General features: G+C 33.9%; 12 protein-coding genes. 1 reads left to right on the forward strand and 11 read right to left on the reverse strand.

Annotated elements, in window-relative coordinates; genetic code table 11:
* Positions 1-86 precede the first annotated feature (86 nt).
* The 4 genes from ACP3TL_RS05730 to ACP3TL_RS05745 form a co-directional block, all read right to left on the reverse strand.
* A complete protein-coding gene (locus tag ACP3TL_RS05730; protein ID WP_069815971.1) occupies positions 87-722 on the reverse strand; it encodes a poly-gamma-glutamate hydrolase family protein in 636 nt (211 codons plus the stop codon).
* Positions 723-917: 195 nt separating this feature from the next.
* A complete protein-coding gene (locus tag ACP3TL_RS05735) occupies positions 918-1,784 on the reverse strand; it encodes a 2-oxoacid:ferredoxin oxidoreductase subunit beta (protein ID WP_069815973.1) in 867 nt (288 codons plus the stop codon).
* Complete coding sequence (locus ACP3TL_RS05740) at positions 1,785-3,545, reverse strand: 2-oxoacid:acceptor oxidoreductase subunit alpha (RefSeq protein ID WP_069832853.1); 1,761 nt, start codon at positions 3,543-3,545, stop codon at positions 1,785-1,787. It lies immediately after the preceding gene.
* Positions 3,546-3,658: 113 nt separating this feature from the next.
* A complete protein-coding gene (locus ACP3TL_RS05745; RefSeq protein WP_002507824.1) occupies positions 3,659-4,447 on the reverse strand; it encodes a TIGR00282 family metallophosphoesterase in 789 nt (262 codons plus the stop codon).
* A 164-nt stretch (positions 4,448-4,611) separates the two neighbouring features.
* Between ACP3TL_RS05745 and ACP3TL_RS05750 the strand changes: the two genes are divergently transcribed.
* Positions 4,612-4,827 carry a hypothetical protein gene (locus ACP3TL_RS05750; protein WP_069832854.1) on the forward strand — a complete coding sequence of 72 codons (216 nt, stop codon included), beginning with the start codon at positions 4,612-4,614 and terminating at the stop codon, positions 4,825-4,827.
* Between the two features lie 395 nt (positions 4,828-5,222).
* Here ACP3TL_RS05750 and rny read toward each other — a convergent pair whose 3' ends face one another.
* The 7 genes from rny to ymfI form a co-directional block, all read right to left on the reverse strand.
* The gene (gene rny, locus ACP3TL_RS05755) at positions 5,223-6,782 is read right to left on the reverse strand and encodes a ribonuclease Y (RefSeq protein ID WP_069815980.1); all 1,560 of its coding nucleotides are present in this window, start codon (positions 6,780-6,782) and stop codon (positions 5,223-5,225) included.
* Positions 6,783-7,107: 325 nt separating this feature from the next.
* Entirely contained in the window at positions 7,108-8,154 is a 1,047-nt protein-coding gene (gene recA / locus ACP3TL_RS05760; RefSeq protein WP_069832855.1) for a recombinase RecA, read from the reverse strand.
* A gap of 173 nt (positions 8,155-8,327) precedes the next feature.
* Positions 8,328-9,470, reverse strand: coding sequence for a CinA family nicotinamide mononucleotide deamidase-related protein (locus tag ACP3TL_RS05765; protein WP_069832856.1), 1,143 nt, complete (start codon positions 9,468-9,470; stop codon positions 8,328-8,330).
* A 303-nt stretch (positions 9,471-9,773) separates the two neighbouring features.
* Complete coding sequence (gene pgsA, locus ACP3TL_RS05770) at positions 9,774-10,352, reverse strand: CDP-diacylglycerol--glycerol-3-phosphate 3-phosphatidyltransferase (protein ID WP_069815986.1); 579 nt, start codon at positions 10,350-10,352, stop codon at positions 9,774-9,776.
* Between the two features lie 54 nt (positions 10,353-10,406).
* Positions 10,407-10,799 carry a helix-turn-helix domain-containing protein gene (locus ACP3TL_RS05775; protein WP_069815988.1) on the reverse strand — a complete coding sequence of 131 codons (393 nt, stop codon included), beginning with the start codon at positions 10,797-10,799 and terminating at the stop codon, positions 10,407-10,409.
* Between the two features lie 33 nt (positions 10,800-10,832).
* Complete coding sequence (locus ACP3TL_RS05780) at positions 10,833-11,663, reverse strand: YmfK family protein (RefSeq protein WP_069815990.1); 831 nt, start codon at positions 11,661-11,663, stop codon at positions 10,833-10,835.
* A 163-nt stretch (positions 11,664-11,826) separates the two neighbouring features.
* Positions 11,827-12,531 (reverse strand): elongation factor P 5-aminopentanone reductase, encoded by a 705-nt coding sequence (ymfI, locus tag ACP3TL_RS05785; protein ID WP_069832857.1) that lies wholly within the window; start codon positions 12,529-12,531, stop codon positions 11,827-11,829.

The following is a 12,531-nucleotide window of genomic DNA, read 5'->3' on the forward strand; positions in this document are numbered from 1 at the left end:
ATAGATATAATATGTCTATAATATCTCATTATGTTTTGTTTTGCAAATATTATTTCTAATGTTGGTTAAAATAACATCATAAATGGTTAATTGCGCTCATTTTGATAATGGTTTACAGCATCAATGATTGCTTGCGTAAAATCAGCCATTAACGGAGACCAATTATCTCGATTTTCTCTATCATAAAGATTATATTTTTTGTTAATAAAGAAATTTTTTCTTAGACGCGCAGTTAATTCTAACTGAACGCCAGCTTTGTGTTGGCAACAATTAACAAAATTATCATCGTGAAGTCCAGAAATATGGGATGGTGCATCTTTAACAATGATATTAATTTCAGATAAATAGTGTTTAATATATTTTATTAGTGTTTGATCTTTTCCTCCAATATACACTTCTGGTTTATCACCCATGCAACCATGAACAGAAATCGCATGCCGATTATCATCGATCATTTGTAACAGTTTTGGCTCATCAAAATGTCTTGATGTCACATGTAGTTCGTGATTTTTATTATGACGTACACCTTTAAAAGTATAAAAATCATAGTTACCACGCTCACTTATCGATTGAGCAAGTTCAGTTGTGCCACGTTCAATCGCCCCACCATGGACTGCCGTAATAATCATTGGCTGACTTGCTCGCCGCGTATGAATTTCCCAATCTTTACCTTCACTTGTCTGTAACAAAAGTTCAGTCATTGAATTAAATTGGTCTACCATCGTATTCCCTCCAAGTATAAAGCACTGTTTAGCTTCTATAATACTATAAACAAGAATAAAATATTCCTACATTTACTAAAAAAAAGCTGATACTATACGATATTGAATGTGTCTTTATTCAAGCCCCGTATGTAATCAGCTTATATACTATCATTTAATTATTTTTACTATATGAATATTATCTACACTTCGAATTTAAACAAATTGCTTTGTTAATTCATTGAACTGCGTTTCATCAATATGAATATCTCTTTTAGCTAATGGCGTATCTTCCATCTCTTCAATTTGAGATTCATATGAAGGTGTTTCAGTATCTTGATAAACAATACCTTTAATTAGAGAATCATACTCTAACACTTTTTGTGTTGCATTACTTTTATCTGTAACATCAAAACCTTCTATATCATCAATACTTGTAAGGTTTTCTTTAAACCAATCATAAGTATTCACTTTATTATATGTTACACATGGTGAAAAGACGTTCACAAATGAAAAACCGTCATGGTTAATAGCATCTTCAAGCATTTTTGTAAGTCCTTTTATATCACTTGAGAAGCCTTGTGCTACAAATGTTGCTCCAGAAGATAATGCGAGCTCTAATGGTTTAACATTTTGCTCGATATTTCCTTTTGGTGTTGATTTTGTAACAAAACCTGGCGCTGATGAAGGTGATGTTTGACCTTTAGTCAGTCCATAAATTTGGTTGTCCATTACAATATATGTCATGTTCATATTTCTACGCAATGCATGAACAGTATGGCCCATACCTATTGCGTAACCGTCACCGTCTCCTCCGGAAGCAATAACAGTCAAGTCTTTGTTCGCCATTTTCACGCCTTGTGCTAATGGTAATGAACGACCATGTATACCATGTACGCCATAAGAATTTACATATCCAGATAAACGACCAGAACAGCCGATACCAGTAATGATTGCTACTTCCTCAGGTTCCAAGCCAATATTGGCTGCTGCTTTTTGAATCGCTGCTTGGACTGAAAAATCTCCACAGCCCGGGCACCAATTGGGCTTAACATTATTTCTAAAATCTTTAAACGTTGCCATTTATACCAGCTCCTTTAAATCTTTGGCAATCTCAAGTCCTTTTGTTTCAATTTCATGTGGCAAGAATGGCGTGCCATCGTATTTTGTTTGGTTCACTAATTTATCACCCAATGTAACATTCATCTTCAAGATACTTGCAAGTTGTCCTTGGTAATTGTGTTCTACTACGACAACTTTCGATGCTTTATCAATAGATTTTTGAAGTGTTTCTTTAGGGAAAGGATGCAATTGTCTAATTTGTATATGATTTACTTTTAAGCCTTGTGCTTCTAGTCTATCCTTACCTTCTTGAATTGCGCCTTTAGTCGAAATGAAACCTAAATATAAAATATCTGCTTCATCATGTTGTTCATCTGCTTCTACTGGTTCATTAATTAGTAAATGCTCAGTTTTACGCATACGTTTATCCATTTGTTGTTGTCTGTTATCAGCTGCTTCACTCGTCTTACCTTCTTCGTTATGCTCGACACCTGTTACATGGTGTATACCACCTTTAACACCTGGAATAGGTCTAGGTGATACGCCACTCTCAGTCAATGCATAACGTTTGAAATAAGCTTTGTCGTCTACTTCTCGTTCTATATCAGATTGAATTGTTTCGCCACGGTTAATTTCGATTTTGTTATAATCTAATTTTTCTACAGTTTGTTTGCCTAATGACAATTGTAAATCACTTAAAATAATCACTGGACATTGATACATTTCTGCTAAATTAAATGCTTCAATCGTAAGATAAAATGCATCTGCTGCATCAGTAGGTGCAACTACGATTTTAGGGATATCTCCATGTGTACCGTATATCATCTGCATTAAATCAGATTGTTCTTGTTTAGTAGGCAATCCTGTAGAAGGCCCACCACGTTGGGTATTAATCACTACAAATGGTGTTTCTGTCATACCAGATAAACCAATCGCTTCCATCATTAATGAAAGTCCAGGTCCAGCACTGGCAGTAAAAGCACGTACACCAGCATAGTTTGATCCAATAGCCATGTTTGCAGCAGCAATTTCATCTTCAGTTTGTACAACTGTGCCGCCTACTTTTGGTAGATTATCAATCATGTACTCCATAATTTCTGAAGCAGGTGTAATAGGATATGCCGCCATAAATCTTGATCCAGCTGATAAAGCACCTAAGCCAATTGCATCATTACCAATCATATATAGATGTGGTGTTCCATTTGTTTCTTCTAAAACAAAGTCACCTTCAACAGTATTAAGTTGCTCCATCATTAAACGATAACCTTCATTTAATGCTTCTATATTCATTTCGACAACTTTTGCGCCTTTTCTAGTAAACATATTAGTAATAAGCGTTTCAAAAGCTGAAATATCTAATTTCATCACTGCACATGTCGCACCAATAGCAACCATGTTTTTCATTAAGGCAGTGCCTAATTCTTTTGCTGTTGCCGTAAACGGTAAATCTATGAGTTGCGCACGACAGCCTTCAGGTTTTTCTGGTTTTGCCTTGCTGTCTGCAATGATAATACTGTCTGTTCTCATTTCATGATGGTTAACTTCTATTGTTTCTTGATCAAAAGCGATTAATATATCTAAATCATCACTTATCGCGTGTACAGGTGATGTTGATACTCTTATTTTATTATTCGTATGTCCGCCCATTATTCTACTTGAAAAATGACGATATCCATATAAATAGTATCCTTTACGGTTCATCGCAGTAGCAAAGATTTCCCCCGTTGATTCAATACCTTCTCCTTGCTGGCCGCCAACTTTCCATGATACTTGTGATTTCATACCATCTTGCCTCCTAATGGTTATAATAATTCATAATCAATCATATCAAAATAAACCACCCTATTACTATGTAAAGAGTGGTTTATTTTAAAATTCATACTAACGGACGATAATTAAAATGGATGATCATCGTTGATGAGCACGCGTTCAATATGCGTTGCTTTACCATCTTTATTAATATCTATAATAACACCAGATAAGACACTACGTCCTTCATCTGGCACTACATGTCTTTGTGGTAGGCTAGTAATAAAGCGTGTGATAACTTCTCCTCTATTGATTCCAAGTATACCATCATAAAATCCTGTCATACCTACATCTGTAATATAACCTGTACCACCTGGCAATATTCTTTCATCAGAAGTTTGAATATGCGTATGTGTACCTACAACAGCACTCACTCTATTATCTAAATACCAACCCATTGCATTTTTTTCAGAAGTTGTTTCCGCATGAAAATCTACAAATATATAATCCGTCTCTTTTTGTGCTTCAGCAATTAATTCATCTGCTTTTTTGAATGGATCATCTATATCTTGCATAAATGCACGACCTTGTAAGTTAATAATCGCCAATTTCAAGTCATTGATTTGAATAATGCGCATACCTACACCTGGTGCTTCATCTGGAAAATTTGCTGGTCGAACCATGCGCTTAGCACTTTCTATAAAGTCATAAATTTGACGTTGTCCGTAAGTATGGTTCCCCATAGTCATGAAATCTACGCCTTCTCTTAATAATTCTTTATATATCTTTTCAGTTAATCCTTTACCATGTGCGGCATTTTCCGCATTTACAATTGTAACTGTAGGACGATGCGTTTGTTTAAGCTTAGGCAAGTACGTGTTAATTGCTTCTCTACCGACTTTACCTACGATATCTCCAATAAATAATATTCTCATTTACTTGTTCATCCTCTCTTAATGTTAGTTTAATGTAAATAATTTAAGTTGAAAAGGTTCTTTAGTAAATATTTCTTTAATTTTTAAGTTTTATATTTTGTAATGGGGGTATAATTCATTATAGTAATTATTTTAATCCACAATATAGGAGTTGGAAGTAATACATGTCAATTAATATCGATCCACAACATTTTGCTGATCTAGTTGTTACAGCAAATCCATCAAAAAGTGAAGACGCAGAAGATATAGCAAAAGATAGTCTAGAGCTATATATCAATGCTTATCGTTTAGCAGAAAGATATGCAAATATCGCTACAAACTGCTGTGATACAGCTGAAATTATCAAAGAAGTTAAAGTTGCAGATTTAGAATTAAACTAATTAATAAAAATATAAATTGCTTAGTATAGTGAAGTTTTTCTTCAGTGTACCAAAGTTGAGGCTGGGACATAAATACATGTCTCAGCCTCAACTATTATATGGACAGTGGCTGACTGAAGTGAAAATGCGCTTATACCAATCTCTTGCACTCCATTTTGTCAGCTGCGCCGGGCTGGGCTCATACGATGAAATCTTATTAGAAAAATTAGATTTCGTCGTCCCACTCTTTTTTAATGTTTGAGACTTCAAATATCTTTCACTATTTAAAAGCCGTATAATATCACTTTGTTCGAGAAATGTCATAAACACAATTAATGATACGAATCATCAAAAAACTGCCAACAAGTCTTATGACTTTGTTGGCAGTCTATCGTTAGTCATTGAATGGCTAACATTTATTTTGCGTATTCAATTGCTCTAGTCTCACGAACAACTGTCACTTTTATATGACCAGGATATTGAAGTTCGTCTTCAATTTGGCTTTTTATATCTCTTGCTAAGCGATGTGATTTTAAGTCGTCGATAGTATCTGGTGATACAATAACTCGAATTTCTCTACCTGCTTGAATTGCAAACGCTTTTTCGACACCATCATAATTTTCAGAAAGTGTTTCTAATCTTTCCAATCTTCTAATATAATTTTCTAATGTCTCTTTACGAGCACCTGGTCTCGCAGCTGATAATGCATCTGCTGCTGCTACCAATATAGAAATAATAGAAGTTGGTTCAACGTCACCATGGTGGGAATGAATTGCATTAATAACTGTTTCATTTTCAGCATATTTTTTCGCTAATTCTACACCTATTTCAACATGGCTACCTTCAACTTCATGATCGATTGCTTTACCAACATCATGAAGTAGACCAGCACGTTTAGCTAATGTAACATCTTCACCTAATTCAGCTGCTAACATACCACTTAAGTGTGCAACTTCGATAGAATGTTTCAATACATTTTGTCCATAGCTTGTACGATATTGTAAACGACCTAAGATTTTAACTAAATCTGGATGCATATTATGCACATTTATTTCAAATGTAGCTTGTTCCCCTGCATCTCGAATAATATCGTCTACTTCTTTACGAGCTTTGTCTACCATATCTTCTATTCGTCCAGGATGGATACGTCCATCCGAAACAAGATTTACTAATGCAGTTCTTGCAATTTCACGTCTAATTGGGTCAAAACCAGAGAGGATAACCGCTTCTGGCGTATCATCTATAATTAAATCAATACCCGTTAATGTTTCTAACGTACGGATATTTCTTCCTTCTCTACCAATGATTCGACCTTTCATTTCGTCGTTTGGTAAATTAACAACTGATACAGTAGATTCAGAAGTATGTTCTGCTGCTAATCTTTGAACCGTAGTTGCTAACAATTCTTTTGCATTTTTATCGACTGCTTCTTTTGCTTCTTTCTCTTTTTCCTTAACAAGTATTGCAATATCTTGTGACAATTCATCTTCAACTCTTTGAAGTTGCTCTTGTGCAGCTTCTTCTTGAGAGAGACCAGAGATGCGTTCTAATTCTTGTTCATGCTTATTTATTAATGTTTGAACACTACTCTCTTTTGCATCTACTTGTTGTTGTCGTTCTTCAAGTTTAGACTCTTTTTGCTCTAAAATCTCATCTTTTTTATCTAATAGATCAGATTTTCGCTCTAAGTTTTCTTCTTTTTGAAGAAGTCGAGCTTCTTGCTTTTGAAGATCACCGCGTCTTTCACGAAGTTCGTTTTCACTTTGTTCTTTTAAGATTTGATTTTCTTCTTTAGCTTCTAGGAGCTTTTCCTTCTTAGTATTCTCTGCTTCCTTATTACCTTGTTCAATAATATCTTCTGCAGTTTGTCTTGCTTGTAATTGCTTTTGATGCAATAGATTACGGGCTACAATGTACCCTACAACAACTCCGAGAATAATACCTAGCAAAATGAGTAGGAGGCCTAATAAACTCACACAAACACCCCCTTTTTATCTAGGATTTTGCTCTGTATATCAATTTCAATATGATTATATGAAGTTATATAAGAATCATACAATGTAATTGTACGGTTTTAAACTAAGAAGTGTCAAGGTTTCCTACACATTAATTCAATATTTGAGACCCCTCTTTTACACTATTTCTCCTATAACTATTGTTGTCACTTATGTTATTAAGCTTATATAGCAAAATATTTGTCATATTATATTTTAAAATTCTTATATTTATGTAAAAAAATAAGCGCATATTTTTATATATACACTTATTTTATAGTAAATCTTTAAATTGCTTTAGATAACACTATTCGTCTTCAAGAAGCGTAGTTTGTTTTTCATCTTCGTCTTCTTTAACATCACCATCAACAATGCCTAGTGCTTCACGCAATCTACGATTAATATCTTCTTTAATTTCAGGGTTTTCTTTCAGATATAATTTAACATTTTCTTTACCTTGTCCCATACGATCTCCATTGTATGAATACCAAGCACCTGATTTATCTACAATTTCATTTTCAACACCTAAGTCAATAAGTTCTCCTTCTTTAGAGATACCTTTACCATACATCATATCCACTTCTGCAACTCTGAATGGTGGTGCTACTTTATTTTTAACAACTTTAATTTTCGTTCTATTACCAACAATATCTTGGCCCTGTTTTAATTGTTCAGCACGACGTACTTCTAAACGTACAGAACTATAGAATTTTAACGCACGTCCACCTGGTGTTACTTCAGGGTTACCGAACATCACGCCTACTTTTTCGCGAATTTGGTTAATAAATACTGCTGTTGTTTTTGATTTGGAAATAGCGGCTGAAAGTTTACGCAATGCTTGTGACATTAAACGTGCTTGTAAACCAACATGTGTATCACCCATTTCACCTTCAATTTCAGCTTTTGGAGTTAATGCAGCAACGGAGTCAATAACTACGATGTCAACAGCACCACTTCTTACGAATGCTTCAGTAATTTCCAATCCTTGTTCCCCATGGTCAGGTTGAGATAAATATAGATTTTGAATATCTACACCTAAAGCTTCTGCATAGACAGGATCTAACGCATGTTCAGCATCAATAAACGCCGCAACGCCACCATTTTTTTGTACTTCTGCAATAGCATGCAATGCTACTGTAGTCTTACCAGAACTTTCTGGTCCATATATTTCTATAATTCTTCCTTTAGGGTAGCCACCTACACCTAACGCATTATCCAAAGTAACTGAACCACTTGAAACGCTAGAAACTCTTTGGGCTTTATTGTCACCTAATTTCATAACTGCGCCTTTACCAAATGATTTTTCCATATTTTTAATTACTGTATCTAAAGCTTTTTGACGATCGTTATCCAATGCTGGACCTCCTAATTGAGATTAATCTCTGTAAAATATCTTAATCCTACTATACCTTGATTTAAATAATTCTGCAAGCTTTTTGCGAATATTTGTTCGCTTATATAGACGAAATTTACAACTAAAACAGAACACACGTGCTATATTTTTAAGTTTTTGCAGCCTTTAAATGCTTATTTAAACCAATTTAGTAATCGTATTAGTACATAATTTTGAGTTCTGCTTTTTATTGAATTTCTTCTTTGCGTCATTTTAAAGGACTGAATTTCAAGTCGTTCATTTTCTAAAATGCCTAAATAAATTGCATCCTTATAATACATTATTGAAATACCTACTTCTGTTTGATACAAATCTTTAACGATATTGGCAGAGACAGAAAGTTGAGTTTCAATTGTATCATGTTCATCTATAAATTGCGTATGATGTGGTAACATCCCTTGAAGTAATTGTGAAGTATTAAAATTCTTCAGTCTAGAATATAATTCTCCATCTGTAACAGCATCATATAGAGCAAATGATTGATGAATTTTATCCATCAGAGATTGTTCCAGTAGTATATCATCAGAACCATAATAATATTCACCAATACGTGATAAAATTTCTGATTTAATAGGATCGATAAGTTGCTCGCATTCACGTTGCGTATCTCCATTTGCCGTTAATCTAATATTAACTTCATGCGTTCCAGCCAATGGCGCAATCGTAGGATTTGTCTGTGCATCTATTAAATCCATTAATACTGTTTCTACTTTAGATTCGCCGATGCCTGCAAAACGCAATAATTCTGAGAATATAGTGCTTTCACCATTGAAGAAGAATGGCAAAAGTTCGTTTTTAGCCATAGGTTGCATTTCTCTTGGTGGGCCTGGTAACAATACAATACGTCGTTCATCTTGATCTACTACCATACCAGGCGCCATGCCGACTTTATTTTCTAATACATGTGAACCTTCTATAACTAACGCTTGTTGACGATTATTTGGAGTCATTTCAATATTCTGCTCTTCGAAGAATTGTTCAATGTAATTCAAAGCATGTTTATCAATGATTAATTCTCGACCTAATACCTTAGCAACCGTATGTTTCGTTAAGTCATCTTTAGTTGGGCCTAAGCCACCAGTTAGTATAACAGTATCATAATGATTAAATGATGCTTTTATCACTCTTTCTAAGCGTTCTGGATTATCACCGATTACTGTATGTTCTACCACACTGTGACCTACACCATTCAGCAATTTCGATAAATATTGTCCATTGGTATTAGCTATTTGTCCTAATAATAATTCTGAGCCTACTGCAATGATAGATATTTTCACAACTTCTCCTCCTCAACACCAAGTTACATGATTTACTTTAGTTTATACTTTTTATGCATTTAAAAGCGAGCGCAAAATTATTCGATAAACTTAATTATAAATCTTAATTCCTTAAAAAACTAAAGATTAGATTTTTATATATTTTAAAAAGCTTAGTAAATCTTAATAAATCAATTATTATACTATTTTATCAAATAAAATAAAAACAGCCCAAATTTTATCACTTTGGACTGTTTTGCTATATTAAAGTACTTAATTTTATTGGTAAGTGTGGGTGTGGGACATGTATTGGAACTGCCCCCATTATTTCGCTTTAAATACATCTCTACCTTTATAGAAGTATTCAATTCCAGATAATATTGTGAAGAATACACCGATGTATAACAGAACTTGTCCTAATTCAAAACCAATCCAAGTTGCTAAAGGATCACCTAGGAGAATCCAAACAATTGCGACCATCGTAACAGCAGTTTTAATCTTACCTAATTGCCCTGCAGCACTTACAAAACCTTGCTCAATTTGTAATAGACGTAATCCTGTTACAGCGAACTCACGTGCAATGATAATAATCGCAACGATTGAATTTGTTAAATCAATTTGTACAAGTGCGATTAAAGCGCTTGAAACGAGTAATTTGTCAGCTAATGGGTCTAAGAATTTCCCCATATTAGTTACAAGCTCCCATTTTCTTGCTAAATAGCCATCAACAAAATCACTTAACGACGCGATAATAAAAATAATACCACTAATTAATAATTCAATTCTAATTTCATTGCCACCGATAAATGAAATGTTACCAAATCCAAAATCTATCAGTGCAAATAGAAGAAATATTGGAATTAGTATAACTCTAAAAACAGTTATCCAATTCGGTATATTCATAAGAAGTCCTCTTTTCTTTTTTATAACTTAATCGTTGCTTTATACTTTAACAGATTATAATACTAAAACAGCTAAAATCCATAATAGTGCTGAAATGATAACAACAACACTAACTATAACAGCTACTTGCAACGGTTCTTTATTCTTACTGCGATATGTTGGCTTATTTTCTTTAGAAAAAGCTTCAATCGTCTCTTGCATGCTTTCATCATTATTTGGGATTTCGTCTCTATGTGCTTTGATTAACTGTGCAGAATCAATATTAACGGCTTTTGCATATTTTTTAATAAAACCTTCTGCATAATCAACTTTATTCAAAGATTCAAAATCGTTATTTTCTATCAAAGTCAAAGTTTGACGTTTTATCTGTGTGCGTGTTTCTAATTCATTTAAAGTCATACCTAAGCGTTCTCGGCGTCCCTTTAAAGTTTGACCAACTGTGTTCACGATGTCAGTCCTCCTTGATAACTATTCATTTTTTTATTCAAAGAAACCAAATCCGCCACCAAATTCATCGTTACCAAAGTCTAAGTTGTTTTTACTTTTAACAGTTTGTTTCTTCATTTCTTCATAATGAATTTCTTGATTTTTATTTTCTCTTAATTCAATAATATAATCGAAATCGCTCATCTCATAATCACTTGTTTCAACAAACAAGTCAGGATGCTCTACCACCTTGATTGAAGGCAAACTCATCACTTCTTTTACTAATTCTTGGTGTTTTACATTAGATTCTCTTGCTGTTACAGCACCATCAATAATATAAACATGATTAGGATCGTACTCGCCTTTGATTAATGAGCTACGCACAGTTTGTTTGATTAATGTAGAACTGATGAACAACCAACGTTTATGCGCACAGACACTGCCAGCAACAATAGATTCTGTCTTTCCAACTCTAGGCATACCTCTAATGCCTATTAATTTATGACCTTCTTCTTTAAATAATTCTGCCATAAAATCAACGAGTAAACCTAAGTCTTCTCTTTCAAAACGAAATGTCTTTTTATCGTCAGCATCTTGCTCTATGTACCTGCCATGTCTTACTGCCAATCTATCACGAAGTTCAGGTTTGCGTAATTTAGTAATAGAAATATCGTCAATTTCAGTAACAATATTTTCAAATCTACTCACTTTTTCTAAGTTATCAGACTTAATGAGTAAACCTCTACGACCTTCATCAACGCCATTAATCGTTACAATATTGATACCCATCATACCTAACAAACTAGATACATCGCCTAATAAACCTGATCTATTCAACGTTATCTCATATTCTAAATACCATTCTTTTTTAGTAGCTACTGTCATGAAATAAACACCCCTTAGTTTAAAAACAACGGTTATTTTATAATAGACTGGTGCTGAAGAAACATCTATTAATATCACTTTTTTAAATCATGTGATTTATTGTACTGTTATTATATCATTGAATGTTTCATAGTTGGCTTATTTTTTTACACAATATTAAAATTTATAAATACCATGCGCCATTCACTTTTTGTACTGTTCCCGTGATACTCTTTGCTAATGGATGGCATAAATAACTACACGTATGTGCAACTTCTTCAGGTGCAATCAATCTTTGTTGTGGTAAATCGCTTGTTATGTCACTAAGTTCGTCTGCCGTCCAGACTTGAGTCATGTTGCCACTAACTAAACCAGGTGCAATAGCATTAACCGTAACATTTGTCATAGCTAACTCTTGGCTAAGCGCTTTAACAAAACTAATTTGCGCACCTTTCATAGCTGAATAAACAGTTTCCATGCTTGCGCCAGTTTCGCCCCAAATAGATGAGATAACGATGATTCTACCATTTGTACTTTGTCTTAATTGATCTGCAAAATATCGACTTGTTCGTATAAATTGACGCACATGTATTTGATAGCTCGAATCGATCATTTCGTCTGTCATATCCTGTAATTGTCCATATAAAGCTGAACCACTAGTATAAATTAAACAATCTAAATTCTTTATAAAGCCAAAAGCTTTGTCCAATTCATTACACTGAGTTAAATCACATTTTACAAATTGTACTGACTTTTGTTCATAGCGCTTAGTTAGAGTTTCTATGTTTGATTTATTATAGTGTACGATGACTTCATACCCATCCATTAATAAACGATCGACAATTGCAGAACCTATTGTACCAGATCCGCCCATGACCAAAGCCTTCAT

Source organism: Staphylococcus caseorum (assembly GCF_049943195.1).
In the GTDB taxonomy this organism is placed as follows: Bacteria; Bacillota; Bacilli; order Staphylococcales; family Staphylococcaceae; genus Staphylococcus; species Staphylococcus equorum_A.